Annotated in this window: 22 protein-coding genes; 11 read left to right on the top strand and 11 right to left on the bottom strand. The window is 70.2% G+C overall.

The genetic code is table 11. The features are described 5' to 3' along the window. Positions 1-8: 8 nt before the first annotated feature. The 4 genes from ACFPMG_RS02630 to ACFPMG_RS02615 all read right to left on the bottom strand — a co-directional run bounded on the left by ACFPMG_RS02630 (position 9) and on the right by ACFPMG_RS02615 (position 4,339). Positions 9-848 (bottom strand): ABC transporter permease, encoded by an 840-nt coding sequence (locus ACFPMG_RS02630; protein WP_109071501.1) that lies wholly within the window; start codon positions 846-848, stop codon positions 9-11. Positions 849-851: 3 nt separating this feature from the next. Further along, complete coding sequence (locus ACFPMG_RS02625) at positions 852-1,775, bottom strand: ABC transporter permease (protein WP_376993677.1); 924 nt, start codon at positions 1,773-1,775, stop codon at positions 852-854. A gap of 158 nt (positions 1,776-1,933) precedes the next feature. Next, positions 1,934-3,253: an ABC transporter substrate-binding protein gene (locus ACFPMG_RS02620; RefSeq protein ID WP_376993676.1), complete on the bottom strand. Its 1,320-nt coding sequence runs from the start codon at positions 3,251-3,253 to the stop codon at positions 1,934-1,936. 66 nt (positions 3,254-3,319) lie between these two features. Then, complete coding sequence (locus ACFPMG_RS02615; RefSeq protein ID WP_376993675.1) at positions 3,320-4,339, bottom strand: ABC transporter ATP-binding protein; 1,020 nt, start codon at positions 4,337-4,339, stop codon at positions 3,320-3,322. A 267-nt stretch (positions 4,340-4,606) separates the two neighbouring features. Between ACFPMG_RS02615 and ACFPMG_RS02610 the strand changes: the two genes are divergently transcribed. From ACFPMG_RS02610 to ACFPMG_RS02585, 6 genes are all read left to right on the top strand, one after another. Further along, a complete protein-coding gene (locus tag ACFPMG_RS02610; RefSeq protein ID WP_376993674.1) occupies positions 4,607-5,335 on the top strand; it encodes a GntR family transcriptional regulator in 729 nt (242 codons plus the stop codon). 68 nt (positions 5,336-5,403) lie between these two features. Then, positions 5,404-6,543: a ferrochelatase gene (gene hemH, locus ACFPMG_RS02605; protein ID WP_376993673.1), complete on the top strand. Its 1,140-nt coding sequence runs from the start codon at positions 5,404-5,406 to the stop codon at positions 6,541-6,543. 115 nt (positions 6,544-6,658) lie between these two features. Beyond that, the gene (osmF, locus tag ACFPMG_RS02600; RefSeq protein WP_376993672.1) at positions 6,659-7,594 is read left to right on the top strand and encodes a glycine betaine ABC transporter substrate-binding protein OsmF; all 936 of its coding nucleotides are present in this window, start codon (positions 6,659-6,661) and stop codon (positions 7,592-7,594) included. Positions 7,595-7,611: 17 nt separating this feature from the next. After that, a complete protein-coding gene (locus ACFPMG_RS02595) occupies positions 7,612-8,799 on the top strand; it encodes an ABC transporter permease (protein ID WP_376993671.1) in 1,188 nt (395 codons plus the stop codon). After that, the gene (locus ACFPMG_RS02590; protein WP_376993670.1) at positions 8,796-9,734 is read left to right on the top strand and encodes an ABC transporter ATP-binding protein; all 939 of its coding nucleotides are present in this window, start codon (positions 8,796-8,798) and stop codon (positions 9,732-9,734) included. The genes ACFPMG_RS02595 and ACFPMG_RS02590 overlap by 4 nt, the downstream gene beginning before the upstream one ends. Next, the gene (locus ACFPMG_RS02585; RefSeq protein ID WP_376993669.1) at positions 9,731-10,483 is read left to right on the top strand and encodes an ABC transporter permease; all 753 of its coding nucleotides are present in this window, start codon (positions 9,731-9,733) and stop codon (positions 10,481-10,483) included. Before ACFPMG_RS02590 ends, ACFPMG_RS02585 begins: the two co-directional genes overlap by 4 nt. Before the next feature lie 3 nt (positions 10,484-10,486). On the opposite strand, the gene ACFPMG_RS02580 is transcribed toward ACFPMG_RS02585, so the two are convergent. Next, positions 10,487-11,374 carry a regulator of G-protein signaling domain-containing protein gene (locus ACFPMG_RS02580; protein ID WP_376993668.1) on the bottom strand — a complete coding sequence of 296 codons (888 nt, stop codon included), beginning with the start codon at positions 11,372-11,374 and terminating at the stop codon, positions 10,487-10,489. Positions 11,375-11,537: 163 nt separating this feature from the next. Then, positions 11,538-12,026, bottom strand: coding sequence for a peptidoglycan-binding protein LysM (gene lysM, locus ACFPMG_RS02575; protein WP_376993667.1), 489 nt, complete (start codon positions 12,024-12,026; stop codon positions 11,538-11,540). 209 nt (positions 12,027-12,235) lie between these two features. Between lysM and ACFPMG_RS02570 the strand changes: the two genes are divergently transcribed. From ACFPMG_RS02570 to ACFPMG_RS02560, 3 genes are all read left to right on the top strand, one after another. Then, a complete protein-coding gene (locus ACFPMG_RS02570) occupies positions 12,236-13,216 on the top strand; it encodes a S1C family serine protease (protein WP_376993666.1) in 981 nt (326 codons plus the stop codon). Positions 13,217-13,277: 61 nt separating this feature from the next. Next, entirely contained in the window at positions 13,278-13,709 is a 432-nt protein-coding gene (locus tag ACFPMG_RS02565; protein ID WP_376993665.1) for a PaaI family thioesterase, read from the top strand. Further along, entirely contained in the window at positions 13,706-14,506 is an 801-nt protein-coding gene (locus ACFPMG_RS02560) for an oxepin-CoA hydrolase, alternative type (RefSeq protein ID WP_376993664.1), read from the top strand. Before ACFPMG_RS02565 ends, ACFPMG_RS02560 begins: the two co-directional genes overlap by 4 nt. A gap of 114 nt (positions 14,507-14,620) precedes the next feature. Here ACFPMG_RS02560 and gndA read toward each other — a convergent pair whose 3' ends face one another. Next, positions 14,621-16,063, bottom strand: a complete 1,443-nt coding sequence (gene gndA, locus ACFPMG_RS02555) for an NADP-dependent phosphogluconate dehydrogenase (RefSeq protein ID WP_376993663.1) — start codon at positions 16,061-16,063, stop codon at positions 14,621-14,623. A 64-nt stretch (positions 16,064-16,127) separates the two neighbouring features. After that, entirely contained in the window at positions 16,128-17,186 is a 1,059-nt protein-coding gene (gene gntR / locus ACFPMG_RS02550) for an HTH-type transcriptional regulator GntR (protein ID WP_376993662.1), read from the bottom strand. 165 nt (positions 17,187-17,351) lie between these two features. Here gntR and ACFPMG_RS02545 point away from each other — a divergent pair, with 165 nt between their 5' ends. Continuing rightward, positions 17,352-17,855 (top strand): gluconokinase, encoded by a 504-nt coding sequence (locus ACFPMG_RS02545; RefSeq protein ID WP_376993661.1) that lies wholly within the window; start codon positions 17,352-17,354, stop codon positions 17,853-17,855. A 28-nt stretch (positions 17,856-17,883) separates the two neighbouring features. Then, on the top strand, positions 17,884-19,686 hold the full coding sequence (gene edd, locus ACFPMG_RS02540) for a phosphogluconate dehydratase (RefSeq protein WP_465252018.1): 1,803 nt from the start codon (positions 17,884-17,886) through the stop codon (positions 19,684-19,686). 190 nt (positions 19,687-19,876) lie between these two features. Here edd and ACFPMG_RS02535 read toward each other — a convergent pair whose 3' ends face one another. The 3 genes from ACFPMG_RS02535 to ACFPMG_RS02525 are packed head-to-tail and all read right to left on the bottom strand — an operon-like array spanning position 19,877 to position 22,660. Continuing rightward, a complete protein-coding gene (locus ACFPMG_RS02535; RefSeq protein WP_376993660.1) occupies positions 19,877-20,629 on the bottom strand; it encodes a 2-keto-4-pentenoate hydratase in 753 nt (250 codons plus the stop codon). Between the two features lie 27 nt (positions 20,630-20,656). Continuing rightward, entirely contained in the window at positions 20,657-21,709 is a 1,053-nt protein-coding gene (locus ACFPMG_RS02530) for a LacI family DNA-binding transcriptional regulator (protein ID WP_376993659.1), read from the bottom strand. 12 nt (positions 21,710-21,721) lie between these two features. Next, on the bottom strand, positions 21,722-22,660 hold the full coding sequence (locus ACFPMG_RS02525; RefSeq protein WP_376993658.1) for a 2-hydroxyacid dehydrogenase: 939 nt from the start codon (positions 22,658-22,660) through the stop codon (positions 21,722-21,724). Positions 22,661-22,679: the final 19 nt, after the last annotated feature.

Below are 22,679 nucleotides of genomic sequence, written 5' to 3'. Positions count from 1 at the left end.
TCTGCGTCTCAAGCGGCGGCGCCGGTCCGCCGCAGCCGGCGGCGGCGCAGGATCATCACCCCGGCGAGGAACAGGCCGATCACCGTGAAGGAGAACAGCGTCGTCAGCGTGCCCAGCGCGTAGAGCACCGGCGTCGTGACGTTGGTGGTCATGCCGTAGATCTCCAGCGGCAGGGTGTTGAAGGACCCCGCGGTCATCAGCGTCCGCGCGAACTCGTCGTAGGACAGGGTGAAGCCGAACAGCCCGACGCCGATCAGGCTGGGCAGCAGGATGGGCAGCACCACATGGCGCACCGTCTGCCAGGGCGTGGCGCCGAGGTCGCGCGCCGCCTCCTCGTAGGCGGGGTTGAAGCGGTTGAAGATGGCGAAGACGATCAGCAGGCCGAAGGGCAGCGTCCAGGTCAGGTGCGCACCGAGCGCCGAGCCGTACCAGGTCGGCTCGATGCCTAAGATGTTGAAGAGCAGGCCGATGCCCAGGCTGACCAGGATCGACGGCACGATCAGGCTCGCCACCGCCAGATAGAACAGCGCCCCGCTGCCCAGGAAGCGGCGGCGGAAGGCGAAGCCGGCGAGCAGCGAGAACAGCACCGTCAGCACCATCACCGTCAGCCCCAGCGCGATGGAGCGGCGGAAGGAGCCGCCGAAATCGCCGACCGCCTGCTGCTCGAACAGGTTCCTAAACCAGTGGAGGGAGACGCCGTTCATCGGGAAGGTCAACCCGCCCTCCGGCCCCTGGAAGGACAGGATGGTGATGGTGGCGATCGGCCCGTAGAGGAACAGGACGAACAGCCCGAAGAAGGCGGCGAGCAGGTAGAAGGACAGGCCGCGCCGGGTGCCGGTGCCGGTCATCGCTTACAGCTCCTTGCGGATGTCGACGATGCGCAGCATCGCCACGACCATGATGAGGACGACGGCCAGCAGCACGACCGCGTTCGCGGCGGCGGCGGGGTACTGGAGCAGCGAAATCTCGTTGGCGATCATCAGCCCGATGGAGGCGCTCTGCCCGCCGCTCATCAGCCGGACGGTGATGAAGTCGCCCATCACCAGCGTGACCACGAAGATGGAGCCGATGGCGATGCCCGGCTTGGCCAGTGGCAGGATGACGTTCCACACCACCTGCGCCGCGCTGGCGCCGCCGTCGCGCGCCGCCTCGACCAGGGCGCGGTCGATGCGCATCATCGAATTGAAGATCGGCACCACCATGAACAGCGCGTAGAGGTGCACGAAGGCCAGCACCACCGCGAAGTCCGAGAACAACAGGAACTCCAGCGGCTGGTCGATCAGCCCGGCGGAGATCAGCCCGGAATTCAGCAGTCCGTTGCGCCCGAGGAAGGGAATCCACGAGATCATGCGGATGATGTTGGAGGTCCAGAAGGGGATCGTGCAGACCAGGAACAGCACCATCTGCCAGGTCGTGGACTGGACATGGAAGGCCAGGAAATAGGCGACCGTGAAGCCGATCAGCAGCGTGATGACCCAGGTCAGCGCCGCGAACTTCACTGTGTTCAGGTAGGTCTTCCAGGTGACCGGCGAGGTCAGCAGCTCCTCGTAGTTGGTCAGCACGAAGTCCGGGTAGATGCGGATGCTGTCATAGTCCCAGAAGCTGACCGCGACGATGGTCAGGATGGGGATCAGCAGGAAGACCAGCAGTGTCAGCGCCAGCGGCCCGGCCTGGAGATAGGGGGCGACCCGGCGCAGCACGGAACGGCGCACCCCGCCGCTCCGCGGTGCCGCGGACGCGCTGGACGCTTCGGATGGGACGGCGGAGACGGTCATGGTGGAGGGGTCCGTTGCCGTGGGGGAGTGCTGGTGTGGGAGAGTCTTGCCCCCACCCTGACCCTCCCCCGCTCTCGCAGGGGAGGGGAATTGGCCCTCCCCTGCGAGAGCGGGGGAGGGAGGGACCCGCGAAGCGGGAGGGTGGAGGCAACGGAGCCTTACGCCGCGACGAACTCGTTCCACTTGCGGACCATGTAGCGGTCCTCGTCCATCACCGCGTTCCAGCAGGCCACACGGCCCATGCGGTCCTTGAACGACCCGCCGTCGCGCACCGCGCCGGCCTTCTCCATCACCTTGCCTTCGGGGCTGAGGATGTCGGTCTTGGCCGGCTGGCCCTCCATCCAGAAGGCCCACTCGTCCGGCGACATGTGCTCCTTCGCGGTGTCGAGCACGGCGGAGTAATAGCCCTGGCGGTTCAGATAGGCGCCGACCCAGCCCGACAGGTACCAGTTGATGTACTCGTAGGCTGCCTCCAGCTCCAGCCCGCTCAGATGCTTGGCGATGCCGAGGCCGCCGCCCCAGGCGCGGTAGCCTTCCTTCAGCGGCTGGTAGACGCACGGGATGCCCTTGGCGCGCACGGCGGCCACGGCCGGCGACCACATCGACTGGATGATGACCTCGCCCGACGACATCAGGTTGACGCTCTCGTCGAAGGTCTTCCAGAAGGCGCGGAACTGGCCGGCCTTCTTGGCGTCGGTCATGATCTTGAGGGTCTTGTCGATCTCCTCCTTGGTCATGTTGCCCTTGTCGCCGTACTTCACCTCGCCCATGGCCTCGCAGACCATGGCGGCGTCCATGATGCCGATGGAGGGGATGTTCAGGATCGACGCCTTGCCCTTGAAGGCCGGGTCGAGCAGGTCCGTCCAGCTGGTGATCGGGCGGCCGACCAGATCGGGGCGGATGCCCAGCGTGTCGGCGTTGTAGATGGTCGGGATCAGCGTCATCCACTGGGTGGCCGACTTGGCGAACTTGATGCTGTCCTTGCCCTCCACGAAGCCGACGGTGTGCGGCGCGGTGCCCTGGGCGACGGCGCTCTCCGGGGTCAGCTTGCCGTTGACGAAGATCGGGACGATCTTGTCGAAGTTCTTGATCTTGGAAACATCCATCGGCTGCATCACGCCGGCCGGGAAGACCTTCTTGCAGATCCAGTATTCGATGTCGGCGATGTCGTAGGACTTCGGCTGGGTCACCGCGCGCTGGGCCACCGCGTCGCTGTCGAGCGCGGTCATCTGAAGCGTGAAGCCCAGGTCCTCCTTCACCTTGTCGGCGACGGCGTTCAGGTTCGACACGCCGGTGCCGAACTGGCGCAGCGTGACGTTCTTGATGTTCTGCGCCCAGATGGTGGGGAAGCCGGTGATCGCCCCCGACCCGATGGCGACACCCGCGGCGGCGGCGGCGGTGCCCTTCAGCAGCGTGCGGCGGCTGACGCCCGTGGTGGTCCCGGCGGAAAGGGGCGAGCCGGTGCGCGTCTCGGTCATGCTCTGTGCCTCCAGTGTGGTCGGTCGGTTCTTGGGGAGTCGGTTTTTGGGGATTGGTCGGGGAAATCAGGCAACCAGGGGATGGACGTCGCGCGCCTTCCAGCCCGCGGTCACGCGGTCGCCGACGGCGAGCGGGGCGTCGTAGAAGCGGGATTCGTCCAACACCACGGCGAAGTCCTCCGAGCCCGGCACGTCGAGCGTCAGGTGGACCGATGCGCCGTGATACTCCAGCGCCCGGACGGTGCCTTCCAACTGGTGGTCGGTCCCGTCGGGTCGGCCGAGCAGGATGCGGTCGGCCCGCACGGCCCGGCGGCCGGCGGCGTCCTCCACCACATTGTGGCCGCCGATGAAGCGGGCGACGAAGGCGGTGCGCGGCTGGTTGAAGACCTCGCGCGGCGGGCCGGCCTGCTCGATCCGCCCCTGGTTCATCACCACGACGAGGTCGGCCAGCGCCATCGCCTCGGTCTGGCTGTGGGTGACGTGGACGAAGGTGATGCCGAGTTCCGTGTGCAGACGCTTCAGCTCCTCGCGCATGCGGATGCGCAGGAAGGGGTCGAGCGCCGACAGCGGTTCGTCGAGCAGCAGGACGCCCGGCCGGGTGATCAGCGCGCGGGCCAGCGCGACGCGCTGCTGCTGGCCGCCGGAGAGCTGGGCGGGCAGCCGGTCCGCGTACTGGGACATGTGGACGAGGTCCAGCATCTCCCGCGCGCGGCGCCGCCGCTCCTCCTTCGCGACACCCTTCATCTTCAGGCTGAAGGCGACGTTGTCGGTGCAGTCGAGGTGCGGGAACAGGGCGTAGCTCTGGAACATCATGGCGGTGCCGCGGCGGGCCGGCGGCTCGCCGTTCACCACCGTGTCGCCGATCAGCAGGTCGCCGTCGGAGATGTCCTCATGTCCGGCGATCATGCGCAGCGTGGAGGTCTTGCCGCAGCCGCTGGGGCCGAGCAGGCAGCAATAGGCCCCGGCGGCGATGCGCAGGTCGATGCCGTCCACGGCGACGGTGGAGCCGTAGAACTTGCGCAGCTTCACCAGTTCGACGGTTGATCCGGTGGCGGGCGATCCGGCTGCGGTCGTTCTGGCGGTCATGGCCCTCTCCGATTTTGTGCACAATCCGCAGGTCCCGCTGCGGCTGTCGAGTATGTCCGCAAGTTCCATGCCAGCGTGTGAATGGCGGAATCCCGCGGCTTTCCGGCGGCGAAAATCGGCGAATGGTCAGGATTTCAGCGCTGTGGCGCGAAATTGTGCATGGGTGGGCTGTGCTCGGTGCATGGGCAGGCCGCGGCGGTGGCGTTTGTCCGCTGGTCCGTTTTGTGCACAATCTGCGGCAACAAACTGAACAGCGCCCGTGCCATCATGAAAACTGTCCTGAGCGCCCCCCGCCGCGCCGTCCGCGGGCGGGGGGAGGGGGCGGAGGCCCGCATCGTCCGCAGCATCGGCGAGGCCATCGCCGACCGCCGGCTGCCGCCCGGCACCAAGCTGGCGGAGGAGAGCCTGGCCGAGGTGTTCGGCGTCAGCCGCGAGCGGGTGCGCAAGGTGCTGTTGCTGCTGGCGCAGCGGCGCGTGGTGACGCTGATCCCCAACCGCGGCGCCTTCGTCGCCAAGCCCACCGCGCGGGAGGCGCGCGAGGTGTTCGAGGCCCGGCGGGTGATCGAACGCGCCGTGGTGGAGGCGCTGGAGCGCAACCCCCGCCCGCTACCGGACGAGATGTCGGCGAAGCTGCGCGCCCATCTGGCGCGGGAGGAGGAGGCCGACCGCGCCGGTGACCGCATGGCGCTGATCCGCCTGTCGGGTCAGTTCCACCAACTGCTGGCCGACTTCGCCGGGAACGCCACGCTGGCCGGCATCCTGGCCGACCTGATCGACCGCTCCAGCCTCGCCATCGCGGCGTTCGAGCGGCGGTCCTCCCATTCCTGCTCCGCCACCGAGCACCGGCGCTTCGTCGAGGCGCTGGAGGCCGGCCCGCCCGGCGTGGCGATGCGGCTGATGATGGAGCATCTCGACGAGGTGGAACGGCAACTCGACCTCGACGCGCGGTCGGACGGCGCGGTCGATCTGAAATCCGTTTTCACCGAACGGCCGTAAGAGCCTGTCCGAACGGCCGGAGGATAGCCCGGCCCTATCGACCGCATAGGGACAAAGGGCTGCTTCCGATGGGTTCGGCTCGCTATTATGCTGCCCGCCGCGACATCGAGGTGACCGACATCATGCAGCCCATTCCCAAGCCCGCCGACCATCCGCCGGTTCCCGCGCGCCGCGTCGGTGTGCTTCTGATGAATCTCGGAACGCCGGAGGCGACCGGCTACTGGGCGATGCGCCGTTATCTGAAGGAGTTCCTGTCGGACCCCCGCGTGATCGAGGTGCCGAAGGCGGTGTGGTGGCCGGTGCTGAACGGCATCATCCTGACCGTGCGTCCGGGCAAGAGCGGCCATGCCTACAAGAGCATCTGGAACGAGGAGCGCAACGAAAGCCCGCTGAAGACCGTCACCCGTGCCCAGGCGGAGGGCGTCGCGGCGGCGCTGGCGGCGCGGCACGGCGAAAGCGTGGTGGTCGACTGGGCCATGCGCTACGGCCAGCCGGCGGTCGGCCCGGCGATCCAGCGGCTGAAGGAGCAGGGCTGCGACCGCATCCTGCTGTTCCCGCTCTACCCGCAATATTCGGCGACCACGACGGCCACGGCCAACGATCAGGCCTTCCGTCACCTGATGACCATGCGCTGGCAGCCGGCGGTGCGCACCGTCCCCGCCTACCACGACAAGCCGGGCTACATCGAGGCGCTGGCCCGCTCGGTGGTGCGGCACATCGCGGCGCTGGACCACACGCCGGACGTCCTGCTGGCGAGCTTCCACGGCCTGCCGAAGGTCTATCTCGACCGTGGCGACCCCTACCACTGCTTCTGCGTGAAGACCGCGCGCCTGCTGGCCGAGCGGCTGGGCTGGGAGCCGGGGCGCGTGCAGTACAGCTTCCAGTCGCGCTTCGGCAAGGCGGAGTGGCTGAAGCCCTACACCGACAAGACGGTCGAGGAGCTGGCCCGCGCCGGCAAGACCAAGATCGCGGTGATCGCGCCGGGCTTCTCCGCCGACTGCGTGGAGACGCTGGAGGAGATCCAGTTCCAGGTGAAGGACGCCTTCATGGCGGCGGGCGGTGAGCGCTTCACCTACATCCCCTGCCTGAACGACCATCCCGACCATGTCATCTTCCTGGCCGACCTCGTCGAGCGCGAGCTGGGCGGCTGGGTGGACGGCGCCCGGACGCGGGCGGACCGCGACGCGGAGGACCACGTCACGGCGTGACCCCCTTCTCCAAAATGGAGGGCCGCACAGGCGGAAAGGGTGGGTTGTCGCGGCGGCCCGGCTTCCCCATGCTGGCGGACGGACAGATTGGACGATGGTTGGGAGGATGCGGGGGATGCGGCGTGTGGTTCGGGCGGTGGCCGCCCTGGCGCTGGGAGCGCTGCTGACGGCGGGGAGCGCAGTGGCGGCGGACGCAGTGGCGGCGGACAAGGTCCGTGTCGGATCGAAGCTGGACGCCGAGAGCGGCCTGCTCGGCACGATGATCCTGCAGGTGCTGGAGGCCAACGGCATCCCGGTGGAGAACAAGATCCAGCTCGGCCCCACCCGGATCGTGCGCAGCGCCCTGCTGGCCGGGGAGATCGACGTCTATCCGGAATACACCGGCAACGGTGCCTTCTTCTTCAACCTCGACAGCGATCCGGCCTGGAAGAACGCCGCCGCCGGCTACGAGACGGTGAAGCAGCTCGACCGCGACAAACACAACATCGTCTGGCTGACCCCGGCCCCGGCGAACAACACCTGGGCCATCGCGCTGCGCCGCGACGTGGCGGTGCCCAACAACCTCGCCACCATGGAGGACTTCTCCCGCTGGGTCGGTGCCGGCGGCACGGCGAAGCTCGCCGCCTCGGCGGAGTTCGTGGAGAGCCCGGCGGCGCTGCCCTCCTTCCAGAAATCCTACGGCTTCACGCTGAAGCCCGACCAGATCCTGGTGCTGGCCGGCGGCGACACGGCGGCGACCATCCGCGCGGCGGCAGAGGGCACGTCCGGAGTCAACACCGCCATGGTCTACGGCACGGACGGCGCCATCGCCGCCCTGGACCTCGTGGTCATGAAGGACACCAAGAGCGCGCAGATGGTCTACGCCCCGGCCCCGACCATCCGCGACGGCGTGCTGGACGCCCATCCGAAGATCCGCGACCTGCTGGACCCGGTCTTCAAGTCCCTGGACACCGAGACCCTGCGCGGGCTGAACGCCAAGATTTCCGTGGAGGGGCAGGACCCGCGGGCGGTCGCCACGACCTACCTGAAGTCGAAGGGTTTCCTGAACTGACGGCCTGAATCGACGGAATGACCGGCGTCCGTCCGATCCACAACCGCGTTGCCTTGCTGCTCGCCGCCATGACCGTGGCGGCGGCGCTGGCCCTGCCGTTCCTTGGCTTCGCGCCCAACCGGCTGTTGTCGGGAAAGGCCGTCGCGTTGAGCGCGGTGGCGGGCGCGGGGTGGAGCGGGGCGGCGCTGCTGCCGGTCGCCCTGCTGCTGGCCATGCCGTTCCTGCGGCCGGGCCGGGCGGTGAATGCCCTGGCGGTGAATGCCCTGTATGTCGGGGCGGGAGTGCTGGCGGCGGCGGGTCTGGTCTGGCTGGCCGGGCAGCACGCCGCCTTGCTCGCCGCGACGGCCAGTCCGGCGGCGCGGACCTCCTTCGGGGCGGGCTTCTGGGTGATGGAGGCGGCCGCCTTGCTTGCCGTCCTCGACGGGGTGCGGCGGCTGGGGTTGGGTCCCGCCGGGCGGGTCGCCGTGGGGGTGCTGGCGGCGGCGCTGATCGGCGGGCAGTTTGCCGCCGGGCATCTCGACCAGCTGTCGATCATGAAGGAATACGCGAACCAGCGGGACGTCTTCGCCGGGGCCGTGCTGCGCCACGCCGCGCTGGTCTCCGCGGCCCTGGTGCCGACCCTGCTGATCGGCGTGCCGCTGGGCATCGCCGCACAGCGCTCCGCCGCCGTGGGTCGGCTGGTCTTTCCGGTGCTGAACGTGGTGCAGACGATCCCGTCCATTGCCCTGTTCGGGCTGCTGCTGGCCCCGCTGTCGGCTCTGGCCACCGCCTTTCCGGGGCTGGGGATTGGCGGGGTCGGGCCGGTGCCGGCGGTGATCGCGCTGACGCTCTATTCGCTGCTGCCCATCGCGCGCAACACCGCCGCCGGGCTGGCCGGCGTGCCGGAGCCGGTGCGGGAGGCGGCGCGCGGCATCGGCATGACGCCGCGCCAGATCTTCTGGCGGGTCGAGGCGCCGCTGGCCCTCCCGGTGTTCCTGGCCGGGCTGCGCATCACCCTGGTCCAGGCGGTCGGGCTGGCCGCGGTGGCGGCGCTGATCGGCGCCGGCGGGCTGGGGGCGATCATGTTCCAGGGGCTGTTCGCCAACGCGCTGGACCTCGTGCTGCTGGGGGCGGTGCCGGTGATCCTGCTGGCCGTCGCCGCCGACGCGGCGCTGAAGCTGGCCTCGGCGCTGGCGCTGTCGAGACTCGGGAGGACGGCGGCGTGATCGCCTTCGAGGGAGTGACCAAGCGGTTCGGCGCCTGGACCGCCGTGGACGACCTGTCGCTGACCGTGGCGGCGGGGGAGTTCCGCGTGCTGATCGGGCCGTCCGGCTCCGGCAAGTCCACGGTTCTGCGGATGATGAACCGGCTGATCGCCCCCGACGCCGGGACCATCCGGGTGGAGGGGGAGGACATCGCCCGCCTGAAGCCGGAGGCGCTGCGCCGCCGCATGGGCTACGTGATCCAGAGCATCGGGCTGTTCCCGCACTGGACGGTGGAGCGCAACATCGCCGCCGTGCCCGAGTTGCTCGGCTGGCCCAGGGCGCGGGTGCGCGACCGGGTGACGGAGCTGCTCACCCTGCTGAATCTCGACCCGGAACGCTACCGCGGCGCTTATCCCCATCAACTGTCCGGCGGGCAGCAGCAGCGCGTCGGCGTTGCCCGCGCGCTGGCGGCGGAGCCGCACATCCTGCTGATGGACGAGCCGTTCAGCGCGCTCGACCCGATCACCCGCGGCGCCTTGCAGGCGGAGATGGCGGCGATCCACAAGGCGACCGGGACCACCATCGTTTTCGTCACCCACGACATGGACGAGGCGCTGGCGCTGGCCAGCCGGATCGCCGTGCTGGACCGCGGGCGGCTGGTGCAGACCGGCACGCCGCTCGACATCCTGACCGATCCCGCCGACGACCGGGTGCGCGATCTGGTGGGGCGCGAGGATTGGGGGCTGAAGCGGCTGGCGGTGGAGACGGTGGCGGAGCGGCTGCGCCCCGGCGAAACGGCGCCGGGCGATCCCCTGGCGGCGGGGGCGTCGCTACGTCAGGCGCTGGCCGCGATGGTGGCGCGCGGCACCGACCGGCTTCCCGTGGCGGACGGGCAGGGACGCTTGGCGGGCACGCTCCATCTCGCCGACCTGCTGCGCGGGCCGGACCGGCCGTGAGCCGCCTGCGGAGTCTGCTGACGGACCCGCTGGCGCTGGGGCTGCTCGTCCTGGCGGCGCTGGTTTTGGGGATGCCGGCGCTGAAGCCGCTGTTCGCCGCGGCCTTCCCGGCGCTCGACCGGCCCTTGTACGAGGCGGACGGTTTCCTGGCCCTGACGCTGGACCATCTCGCCCTGACCGGCGGGGCGAGCCTGCTCGCGGTTCTGCTGGGCGGGGCGGCGGGCATCGCGGTGACCCGGCCCTTCGGCCGGGAGTTCCGCGGCGTCCTCGACGCGGTGGCGGCGATGGGCCAGACCTTCCCGCCGGTGGCGGTGCTGGCCGTCTCCGTCCCCGTCCTCGGCTTCGGCCCGGCCCCGGCGCTGATCGCCCTGACGCTCTACGGGCTGCTGCCCATCGTGGAGAACACCGTGGCCGGCCTGGAATCGGTGCCGGAACCGGTGCGCGAGGCGGCGCGCGGCATGGGCATGGGGCCGGGCGCGCTGCTGTGGCGGGTGGAGCTGCCGCTGGCCGCCCCGGTGATCCTGGCCGGGGTGCGGACGGCGGCGGTCGTTAATCTGGGCACGGCGGCCATCGCCTCCACGGTCGGGGCGAAGACGCTCGGCCTGCCGATCATCGTCGGGCTGAACGGCTCCAACCCCGCCTACGTCATCCAGGGCGCGGTGATCGTGGCCGCCCTGGCGGTGGTGCTGGACGCCGGATTCGACCGGCTGGCGGCGCGGCTGACCCGCTGGCGGTCCGGCGTTGTTTGAGAGTCACTTGTGGCCGAGCTTGCGCAGGGCGGGTTCGCCAAGCGCCCTGGCGAGCGGCAGTGTGTGCGTTTCGACGTTCACCATCACGTGCCCCCGAATCTTCTTCAAAGCGTCCGTGTAGGCGCCGTCTTCGATTCCTTCGAGAAAATCGTTGCGAAACTCGTCCGGGATGTTCAGGCCTTTGGGGCTGTTCTGAGCGATGAACGTCTTGTAGAGTTTCGGCGCGTTCGTCTGTTCGACACCCTTGCGCGTGAGAGACAGGAATTCGATGACCTCGCCGTTCCGCCCCTGCTCGGCGAAGGCGTGCAACAGCAGCGTCAGCTTGTTGTTTTTCAGGATGTCTTCGATTCTTTTTCCTTTGAAGGGGTTCACGAACTCACTGCTCTTGCTCTGCGCCTGCGCCTTCTCGGCTGTCTTGAGCTCTTTCTCATAGGCCGCTTCGTCCTTCGCCAATCGGGCGCTGATGTCCTTGCGGTCCTTGGCGATGACCTCCTCGAACGCCTTGATGAACTTGCTCGTGACGCCCGGCACCGATTTGGCGAAGGCCAAGGCCTTCTTCGCCACCGTGGCCTTCGGGTGAGCCTTGGTCAGAACGCCCAGATCCTTTGCGGCCTCCGCGGCCAGAGTGCCGACGGTCTTCAGCTTCCGGAGCATGGGGTTGATGACCTTGGCCACCTCGGCTTCGTAGGTGCTGATGATGTCGTCGTCCAGCGGTTCCGGCTTGGCGAGGGCGTGCAGCATCACCCGGTTCCAGGTGATCGACTCGAACGCCTTTTCCGCGGCGGCAAGCCCCTCCAGAAACTTCACACAGGCTGGGCGGTCCTGGCAGGTGCCCAGGCTGGCCGCCGCGACGCGCGGAATGAGTTCGTCCGGGTATCCGATGATCTTCATGGCCTGCGCCTCCCTGCCGGTTTGTGGGGGAGAGCCTGCCGAAGCGGCTTGGGCGGAGCAATTCGAGATCGGTCGGAATGACGGGAGACTCCGGCACGATCTGCACCTTTGCGGACCGATCCCGCGGCGGGGTCTCTTCCCCCCGCCGCGGGACGGTGCCGCGTCACTGCGGCGGGATGCGCAGGACCTGACCGGGATAGATCTTGTTGGGGTCCTTCAGCATCGGCTTGTTCGCCTCGAAGATGGCGTTGTAGCGGTTGGGGTCGCCGTAGACCTTTTTGGCGATGGCGGACAGGGTGTCGCCCTTCTCCACCGTGTGGAACTGCGTCTGGCTGGCCGGCTGCTCGGTCGGCGGCACGGTCGGCTGGTCCGGGCCGCCCGGTCCCTGGTCCTTGGCGATGACGGCAGTCTGGTCGTCCACCCGCGACACGCCCTTCACGTTGCCGAGCGCCACGGCGATCTTCTCCTTCTCCTCCTGGGAGGCGGCGCTGCCGCGGACGGTCACCGTGTCGTCGGCGACCTGGATTTCCAGTCCGTTCGTCGGCAGGCCGACCTGCGATAGGTGGGATTTCAGCTCGTCGGCGGTCGGGGTGTCCGCGGCACCGACCTTTTCGCCATGATCGCGACGGAAGAAATCGAACAGGCCCATCATGTCCTCCCTCGGTTGGTCGCCTTGGTAAGCGATCCCGAACAACATCGCTGCGGCTCGCTGGTTTCACGCGCGGAGGAGGGGGTGCGGAACGCCGGGCTTAGCAGCCGCGTTCGACTTCCCAAATAAGGCCATGGAGCCCAGATAACGCGATAGAGAATCACGCCGAAAGGGGAGAGGATCATACCGCCCCCTGCGCAAAGGAGCCGCCGATGAACCCGTCCGACGACTGGCGGATTCCGCCGCAATTCCAGCCCGATCCGGATGATCTGGCCTATGACCTGGACCGGGCGCTGTCCGCCGTGGTCGGGCTGCGCGCCAGCGTTCCCGAAGACGCCTACACCGCCGGCGTGCTGGGCACGGAGCGCGCCGGGCAAGGCGCCGTCATCCGCGAGGACGGGCTGGTCCTGACCATCGGCTATCTGATCGCGGAGGCCGAGGAGATCTGGCTGACCACCAACGACGGGCGGGCGGTGCAGGCCCATGTCGTCGCCTACGACCACACCAGCGGATTCGGGCTGGTGCAGGCGCTGTCGCCGCTGGGCGTGCCGGCGCTGATGCTCGGCTCGTCGCGCCATGTGCAGTTGGGCGACCCGGTGGTGGTGGCCGGGGCAGGCGGGCGCCAACGGTCCATCACCGCGCGGGTGGTCGCCCGGCAGGAGTTCGCCGGTTATTGGGAGTACATGATCGACGACGCCCTGTTCACCCTGCCGGCCCATCCGAACTGGGGCGGAACGGCGATGCTGGGGGCGGGCGGCGAGTTGCTGGGCATCGGCTCCCTCCAGCTCCAGTACCGGGCGCCGGAGGAGCGCGTCCTGCCGCTGAACATGAACGTGCCGATCGACCTGCTGAAGCCGATCCTGGACGACCTGATGACCCTCGGAAAGGTTGCCGGCCCGCCGCGCCCCTGGCTCGGCCTCTACGCCACGCAGGACGAGCGGGAACGGGTGGTGCTGGTCGGGCTGGCCGGCGACGGACCGGCGCAGCGGGCGGAGCTGCGGGCCGGCGACGTGGTGCGCGCCGTCGCCGGGCAGCCGGTGGGCTCGCTGGCCGACTTCTACCGGGCCCTGTGGAACCTCGGCCCGGCGGGGGTCGACGTGCCGCTGACCATGGAGCGGGAGGGCGACGTCTTCGACATGCGCGTCGGCTCCAGCGATCGCGAGCGTTTTTTGAAGGCGGCGCGGCGGCACTGACACGCCCTTCTGTGCGACACTGGCGCTCCAGAACCAAGAAGACGGGTTGGAGAGCGCTTTTATGGACAACTTGATGAAGGGGGAACCGGCCTCCGGCTTCCAGACCCTGCTCGGCTACACGCTGGTGCGGTGGGACGAGGGCGTGGCGGAGGTGGAGCTGACCATCGCTCCGCAGCACCGCAACCGGGGCGGCGTCCTGCATGGCGGCGCGCTGATGACCCTGCTCGACACCGTCATGGGATTCGCGGCGACCCATTGCACGGTGCCCGGCCATTCCCGCCGGGTGGTCACGCTGTCGCTGTCCTCCAGCTTCCTGGGTGCCGTGGCGGAAGGCACGGTGGTGGCCCGCGGCACGCTGCTGGGCGGCGGGCGCAAGATCGTCGGCTGCCGGGGCGAGGTGCGGCGCAAGGACGACGGCGCGCTGCTGGCGTCTGCCGAGGGAATGTTCAAATATTCTCCGGGAAGTGAAAATCCGGAGGGAACGCCCCGATGACCGACACGAACGATAAGAATACCGGCTTGGACATCGCGCAGGACGGCCGTGTCCTGCGCCTGACCATCAACGACCCGGCCACCCGCAACTCCATCGGCCCGGCGCTGATGGAGGCGGCCCGCGCCGCCTTCGACGCGGCGGCGGCGGACGCGAGCGTCGGGGCGGTTGTGCTGACCGGCGCCGAGGGGGCCTTCTGCTCCGGCGGCAATCTGAAATGGCTGAAGGAGGCACGCAACGGCGAGCGCGAGTCGGTGCGGGCGGGGGTGGAGAGCTTCCACGCCATGATCCGCAGCCTGCGCGCCTGCCCCAAGCCGGTGATCGCCGCGGTCGAGGGGCCGGCGGGCGGGGCGGGCTTCCCGCTGGCGCTGGCCTGCGACCTGATCGTGGCGGCGGAGGACGCGGTCTTCACGCTGTCCTACATCAAGGTCGCGCTGACCTCCGACGGCGGCGGCACGGCGTCGCTGGCCCGCGCGCTGCCGCCGCAGCTCGCCGCGGAGATCCTGTTCGAGGGCGGGCGGGTCGGTGCGCCGCGTCTGGCGCAACTCGGCATGATCAACCGTCTGACCGCCCCCGGCGGTGCGCTGGCCGAAGCGACCGCCTGGGCGGAGCGGCTGGCCGCCGGCCCGACCGCCGCGCTGGGCCGCGCCAAGGGGCTGCTGGAGGTGGCTTACGGCGGGCTGGCGGAACAGCTCGACCGCGAGCGCGACGCCTTCGTGGAGTCGCTGTTCAACGACGAGGCCGGGGAGGGTGTGACCGCCTTCTTCGAGAAGCGGGCGCCGGTGTTTCCGAAGGGGTGAGTGGGCGAGTCGGGCCCCCACCCTAACCCTCCCCCGCTATCGCAGGGGAGGGGACTTGTTTCTCCCTCCCCCGCCCAGCGGGGGAGGGCCGGGGTGGGGGCCCGTGCCGCGGCCTCAGGCCCCCTTCCACTCCGTGTGCACCATGCCCGGCCGGTCGGTGCGCTCGTAGCCGTGGGCGCCGAAGTAATCGCGCTGGGCCTGGATCATGTTGGCCCACAGCCGGCCGCTGCGGTAGCCGTCCCAGTAGGACAGGGCCGAGGCCATCGCCGGCACCGGCACCGCGGCCAGCGTCGCGGCGGCCACCACGCGGCGGAAGCCGGCGTCACCGCGGGTCATCAGGCCGGCGATGTCGGGGTCCAGCATCAGGTTCGGCAGCTCCGGCGCGCGGTTCAGCGCGGTCAGGATGCGGTCGAGCAGACGGGCGCGGATGATGCAGCCGCCGCGCCAGATGCGCGCCACCGCCGCCAGATCGACGTCCCAGCCGAACTGCCGGCTGCCCGCCGCGATCACCGCGAAGCCCTGGGCGTAGACCGCGATCCGCCCGCTGAGCAGCGCGTCGCCGACCGACGCGACCAGATCCTCCGTGGAGGGAACGTGCGGGATGGCCAGCGCCTCGGCGGCGCGCACGCGCTCGTCCTTCAGGGCGGACAGGCAGCGGGCGTGCACCGCCTCGGCGATGGTCGGGGCGGGCATGCCCAGCTCCAGCGCGGTGGTCGCCGCCCAATGGCCGGTGCCCTTCTGGCCGGCGGCGTCGCGGATCACCTCCAGGATCGGGGCGCCGGTCTCGCCGTCCTTCGTGCGCAGGATGTCGGTGGTGATCTCCATCAGGTAGGACGCCAGCTCTCCGCCGTTCCACTCGGCGAAGATGTCCGCCAGACGCTCGTAGGAGCAGCCGCCGATCTCGCGCAGAAGATGATACGCCTCGGCGATCAGCTGCATGTCGGCGTATTCGATGCCGTTGTGGATCATCTTCACGAAATGGCCCGCCCCCTCCGGCCCGACGCGGGCGAAGCAGGACTCGCCGTCCGGGGCGCGGGCGGCGATGGCGGCCAGCAGCGGAGCGACGGGGGCCAGCGCTTCGGCGTCACCGCCGGCCATCAGGGCGGGACCGCGCCGCGCTCCCTCCTCGCCGCCCGACACGCCCAGCCCGACGAAGCGCACGCCCGCCGCCGCGGCGAGTGCCGCGCGGCGGTTGGTGTCGCGGAAATGGGAGTTGCCGCCGTCGATCAGCACGTCGCCCGGCGACAGGCGGGGCAGCAGGGCCGTCGTCAGCTCGTCCACCGGGGCGCCGGCGGGCACCATCATCAGGATCGTCCGCGGCGCCTTGAGCGCGCCCAGCAGTTCCTCCACCGACGCGCAGGGGACGGCGTTGCCCACCTGGGCGGCGAAGGCGCCGCGGCGCCCCTCGTCCAGGTCGTAGCCCGCCACCACGGCCCCGTGGTCAGCCAGATTGGCGGCGAGGTTGCGCCCCATCACACCCAGGCCGAGGACGGCGATGTCGGCCGAGCCGACGGCGGTGGTTTCCGCCCCGGTCCTGGTCGAGTTGCCCTGCACCATCACAACGAACTCCCGTACATTCTCTTTGATGACACCCCGCGGCGCGGGGGGCGGTTGCGGTCTCTCAAGTGGTCTCGCGGACCATCAGGCGAAAGCCCAGATCCACGCGGTGCGGATTTTCCCGGTCTTTCGGCGCCCGGTCGGTCATGCCCGCGATCAGCAGGCGGGCCGCCTCCACACCGATCGCGCGGCGGGGGGTGGCGACGGTGGTCAGCGGCGGGACGGTCCAGGCCGCCCCGGCCAGATCGTTGAAGCCGGCGACGGCCAGCCGCCCCGGCACCGGAATGCCGAGCCGCGCGCATTGGAACAGCGCGCCCTGCGCCAGATCGTCGTTGCACAGGAACAGCGCGTCGGTGTCCGGGTGGGTGGCCAGCGCGCGCTCCAGCAGCTCCGCGCCCAGCGCGACCGAGGTGGCGTCCGGCACCATCAGTTCCAAGGCGGGGTCGTGCCGTCCGGCGTCGCGCAGCGCTTGCCGCCAGCCGTCGCAGCGCTGGCGCGTCCGCGGGTCGAGCTGCCCGGCGATCAACCCGATCCGCCGCCGCCCCCGCGCGGCCAGATGAGCGCCAACGGCGTAACCGGCGTCGAACTGCGAGAAGCCGACCGTCTGCACCGGGCAATCGCTGTGTTCACCCTCCGCGGTCAGATCCATGGTGTGGACGACCGGGATCGTGAGGCTGCGCAGCAGGTCCCAGGTGCCCGGCGTGTGGTCGAGCCCGCTCAGGATCACCCCGTCCGGATCGTGGGCGAGCTGCGTGCGCAGGACGCGCTCCTCCGCCTCCGGGCCGTAGCCGGTGATGCCGATCAGCGGCTGGTAGCCCTGCGGGCTCAGCGTCTCCTGCACGCCGGCCAGCAGGTCGATGAAGACGGCGTTGGTCAGGGAGGGGATCAGCACCGCCACCGTCATCGTCCGCGCCGAGGCCAGCGCCGAGGCCACGCGGCTGGGCACGAAGCCCAGGCGGCAGCTCGCCTCCTCGACGCGGGCGCGCACCTCCTCGCTGACCGTGTCGGGCCGGCGCAGGGCGCGGGACACGGTCATGGCGCTGACCCCGGCGGCGGCGGCGACGTCGGCCATGGTGGCGCGTCCGCTGCGCGAGGATCGGGGTTTGCGGGGGGTGGCGGTCATCAGCGCTCCAGTGGTCCGGCGGCCATTATCCCGCGCCGGATTGGCCTTTACAAGCCTCGTTTGTTAGCGGTAACATGCGCATCTCTCCCACTCATTTTGTTTCGAGGATCGACCGGTATGAGCGCTCTTCCGTCTCCTGATGTTACCGCTAACATAAGCGGGGCCGTGGATGCGATCGTGGTGATGGGCGTGGCGGGCTGCGGCAAGACCTCGGTGGGGGAGGAACTGGCCCGGCGGCTCGGCTGGCAGTTCCTGGAGGGCGACGGCTTCCATCCGCCGGAGAACATCGCGAAGATGTCCGCCGGCATCCCGCTCCAGGACGAGGACCGCTGGGGCTGGCTGGACACCATCGCCGCCCACATCGTCCTGGCGCGGGAGGCGAAGGCGCCGATCGTCGTGTCCTGCTCCGCGCTGAAGCGGCGCTACCGCGACCGGCTGAGCGCCGGCGGGACGCGCGTCCTGTTCGTTCATCTCGACGGCAGCCGGGACACCATCCACGCCCGCATGGCGCTGCGCGCCGGCCATTTCATGCCGACCACCCTGCTCGACAGCCAGTTCGCCGCTCTGGAACCGCTGGAGGCCGGAGAACTCGGCATCGTCTGCGACATCGACGCCAGCCCGGCGGAGATCGCCGCCCGCGTCTCCTCCCGGATCGCTCGCGCCGCCTGAACAATCCGCCGTCTGGAAGGACCGCGCCATGATGAGTCTTCATCCCGTCCTCGACGCCGTCACCCGCCGCATCCGGGAGCGCAGCCGCGCCACCCGCGCCGCCTATCTGGAGCGTCTCCGGGCTGCGGCAGCGCAGGGACCGCGCCGTCTCGCGCTGGGCTGCGCCAACCGGGCGCACGGCTTCGCCGGCTGCACCGCCGCGGAGGACAAAGCGGCGCTGCGTGGCGGCTCGACCCCGGCCATCGGCATCGTCACCTCCTACAACGACATGCTGTCCGCCCATCAGCCCTACGGCGACTATCCGGAGCGGCTCAAGGCGGCGGTGCGGGCGGCCGGCGGCGTGGCGCAGGTGGCGGGCGGCGTGCCGGCCATGTGCGACGGCGTGACCCAGGGCGAGCCGGGGATGGAGCTGTCGCTGTTCTCGCGCGAGGTCATCGCCATGGGGACGGCGGTCGCCCTGTCGCACGGCACCTTCGACGGCGTGCTGTGCCTCGGTGTCTGCGACAAGATCGTTCCGGGGTTGCTGATCGGCGCGCTGTCCTTCGGCCATCTGCCCACCGTCTTCGTGCCCGCCGGCCCGATGCCCTCCGGCCTTCCCAACAAGGAGAAGGGGCGCATCCGCCAGCAATACGCGGAGGGCAAGCTGGACAAGGATGCGCTTCTGGAGGCGGAGGCTGCGTCCTACCACGCGCCGGGCACCTGCACCTTCTACGGCACCGCCAACTCGAACCAGATGCTGGTCGAGATGATGGGGCTGCACCTGCCGGGGGCGAGCTTCGCCAACCCCGGCACAGCGTTGCGCGACGCGCTGACCGACGCGGCGGCGCGGCGGGTGGTCGCCCTGCGCACGCCCATCGGCGAGATCGTCGACGAGCGCGCCATCGTCAACGCGGTGGTCGGGCTGCTGGCGACGGGTGGCTCGACGAACCACACGCTGCATCTGCCGGCCATCGCGGCGGCGGCGGGGATCGCCCTGACCTGGGAGGACTTCGCCGAGCTGTCGGCGGTGGTGCCGCTGCTCGCCCGCGTCTACCCGAACGGCAGCGCCGACGTGAACCATTTCGAAGCCGCGGGCGGCATGGCCTTCCTGATCGGGGAACTGGCCGACGCCGGGCTTCTCCATGGCGACGCCCGCACGGTGTGGGAGGACGACGGCATCGCCGCCTACCGCCGCCCGCTGCGGCTGGAGCACGGTGACTTGGTGCGTGGTGCGGCGGTCCGGGAGAGCGCCGACCCCGCCGTGCTGGCGCCGGTCGCGTCGCCCATGGCGGCAGAGGGGGGCTTGCGCGTGCTGAGCGGGCCGCTGGGCCGCGCGGTGGTGAAGGTCTCCGCCGTGAAGCCGGTCCATCGCGTCATCGAAGCGCCAGCCCGCGTCTTTACCGACCAGGAGTCGGTGCAGGCCGCCTTCCGCCGCGGGGAGCTTCACCGCGACGTGGTGGTGGTGGTGCGCTTCCAGGGACCGAAGGCCAACGGCATGCCGGAACTGCATAAGCTGACGCCGCCGTTGGGCGTGCTTCAGGATCTCGGCTACCGGGTGGCGCTGGTCACGGACGGCCGGATGTCGGGGGCGTCGGGCAAGGTGCCGGCGGCGATCCACGTCACGCCGGAAGCCGCGGCGGGCGGGCCGCTGGGGCGGGTGCGGGATGGCGACATGCTGCGGTTGGACGCCGAGCGCGGCACGCTGGAGGTGTTGGTGGACGACGTGGAATGGACCGCCCGCCCTCTGGCGGACGCGCCGGCCGATGCCGGTGTCGGCTGCGGGCGGGAGCTGTTCGGCGTGTTCCGCCGGGCGGTCGGCAGCGCCGAGGCCGGAGCGTCGGTGTTCGGGTGAGGGGCGGTCCTGTGGCAGGTTCCCTCTCCCCTCCGGGGAGAGGGTTAGGGTGAGGGGGGTGCGCTTTTGACGGACTTGCCGTCATGCGCAACCCCCTCACCGGCCCTGCGGGCCACCCTCTCCCCAGAGGGGAGAGGGCTATAAAGAAGGCCAGAGGTGATGGCCTTGGTCAGGGAAGAGGGGAACTCGATCACTTCACCGTCAGTTCATACGTCCCCATCGTCCCGTACACGGCCACCGACGTGCTGCCCGCAGGGACCATGACGGTGCCGACGTGCGACCCGGTGGTCACCACGTCGCCGGCCTTCAGGCCGCCCAGGCTGACCGCGCCGGTGTTGGCCATCCACACCAGAAGCCGCACCGGCTCGCCCGCGGAGTTGCCGGCGACCGTGTCGGCCTTCGTCTCGCCGTCGACGACCAGGGCCACCCGCTCCTTCAGCGGCTCCAACGAGCGCCAGTCGGCGATGGCCGGGCCGACGACCAGGGCGCCATGGTTGAACTGGTCGGCCATGTGGCTGAACCAGTCCTGCGAGCCGAAACCGGCGAAGCGCGTGTCGACGATCTCGAAGGCGGGATGGACCGACTCGACAGCGTCAAGGACCTCTTCGCGGCTGTAGGGCTCGGTGCGGGGCGGCAGGTCCTTGGCGAATTTGTAGGCGATCTCCGCCTCCATGCCGATGACCTGATAGTCCGCGGCGGGAAGCACCGTGGTGTCGAAGAACAGCGTGTCGGCGTGGATGGGGGCGCGGAACGGCTCCGTGTCCGGGGTGCGGGCGCCGACCTTCCAGGCGACCACCGGGCCGAGGCGGCGGGCCACGGCGTCCTGGATGGCGTAGGCCTCGGCCTCGCTGGTGGGGCGGGTCGGCAGGGCGGACAGCCAGTCGCGGCTTTTCCGCGCCTGGATCAGGGCGTCAACGGAATCGCTGAATGCGGAGTCGTTCATTATCTTCGGGCCTTCGCTTTTCTTTGGTTATTGGTGCTTGTCGGGTTGGACTCTCATGGCGCCGCAGGACTCGCGGACGACCAGCCGGGCGGGCAGGATCACGCGCTCCGGCGCGCCCTGCGGGTCGGCGATGCGGCGCAGGAGCAGGCGGGCGGCCTCCTGTCCGATCTGGCGGGCGGAGGTCGCGACGGTGGTGAGGGCAGGACGGCTCATCGCCGCTTCGGCCATATCGTCGAACCCTGTCACGGCGATGTCCCGTCCAGCCCGCAGACCACGGGCCTCCAGCCCCAGCATTACGCCGAACGCGACCAGATCGTTGTAACAAAGCATCGCGGTGGGCGGGTCGGCAAGGTCCATCAGCGGCCCCACCGCGTCCAGCCCGCCGCGGCGGGTGGCCGGACAACGCACGACGAGGTCCGGGGTCAGGCCGTGGCGGCGCAGCGCCGCGGTGAAGCCGACGCGGCGCCCGGCGAAGGCGGAGTGGGACAGGTTGCCGCCGACGAAGGCGATGCGGCGATGGCCGATCCGCAGCAGATGCTCGGTCACCATCTCCATGCCGAACTCGTAATCCACCCCGGCGTAATCGCCTTCGCGGGCGGAGAGGAAGCGCAGCGCCTGGACGACGGGAAGCTGCCACTGGCGCAGCCGGTCCAGCAGCGTCGGTGACGTGCCGGCGGCGGGGCAGATGATCACCCCATCCACATTCTGCTCACGCATGCGCTGGAGGTAGCGGTCCTGCCGCTCCCCCGACTCCGCGGTGTTGGCAAGGAAGGCGACGACCCCCTGTTCACCCAGGACGTCGTCCACCCCGGCGGTCAGCTCGCCGTAGAAGGAGTTGTTGATCTCGCAGACGAGCAGCCCGACCGTGTCGGTGCGGGCGGCGCGCAGGGTTGCCGCGCCGCGGTTGTAGACATAGCCCAAGGCTTCGATGGCGGCCTGCACGCGCTCCCGCGTCTCGGCGGCGACCAGCGGGCTGCCGCGCAGGACGAGCGAGACGGTGGACCGCGACACCCCGGCGTGGTGTGCCACCTCCGTCAGGGTGATGCGGGCCGGTCCGCCGCGCTCGTCGAGGATGGTCATTCACGCCGCCATTCAGACGACGGCGGTCGGCAGCGGCTGGCCGGCGAAGAAGGCGGACAGGTTCGTCAGAACCAGATTGCCCATGGCCATCCGCGTCTCCACCGTGGCGCTCGCCTGATGGGGCTGGAGCACCACATTGTCCAGGCCGAACAGGGCCTCCGGCGCGTGCGGCTCGTTGGCGAAGACGTCCAGCGCGGCCCCGCCGAGGCGCCCGTCGGCCAGGGCGGCGACCAGTTCCGGCTCGTCCACCACGGCGCCGCGGGCGACGTTGACCAGCAGCCCGTCCGGCCCCAGCGCTTCGATCACCGCGCGGTTGACCATGTTGCGGGCGTCCGGCCCGGTCGAGGCGGCGACGATCAGGATGTCGCTCTCCCGCGCCAGATCGACCGGGGAGGCGACGAAGCGGTAGGGCACGTCGGCGCGCGGCTTGCGGTTGGTGTAGGCGATGTCCATGCCGAAGCCGGCGGCGCGCTGGGCGATGGCCATGCCGATGCGGCCCAGCCCCAGGATGCCCAGCCGCTTGCCGGTCACCTTGCGGGCCAGCGGCAGGCCGCCGCCCGGCCAGCGCCCGGCGCGCACGAAGCGGTCGCCGACCATCATGCGGCGCGACCCGGCGATCATCAGCCCGATGGCGAGGTCGGCCACGTCGTCGGTCAGCACGTCGGGCGTGTTGGTGACGCGGACGCCGCGGCCGGCCGCGTGCTTCAGGTCCACCGCGTCGGTGCCGACGCCGTTGATCGCGACGATCCCCAGGTTCGGGCAGGCGTCCATGATCGCGTTGCTGACGCCGGTGCCGCCGCCGGTGACGACGGCGCGGACGCGCGGCCCCACCTCCGCCACCAGCCGGTCACGGTCTGGCGCGCCGGCGAGGCGGTGGACGGTGTAGCCCGCGTCCAGCGCCGCCTCGATGTCCGGCATCATGGATTCGACGAGGAGGATCTCCGGCTTCATCAAAAGCGTCCTTCGTGGG

The sequence above is a fragment of the Azospirillum himalayense genome, from assembly GCF_042657465.1.
In the GTDB taxonomy this organism is placed as follows: domain Bacteria; phylum Pseudomonadota; class Alphaproteobacteria; order Azospirillales; family Azospirillaceae; genus Azospirillum; species Azospirillum himalayense.
Note: the sequence above shows the minus strand (reverse complement) of the source record. Positions and strands in the feature narration are given on the sequence as shown.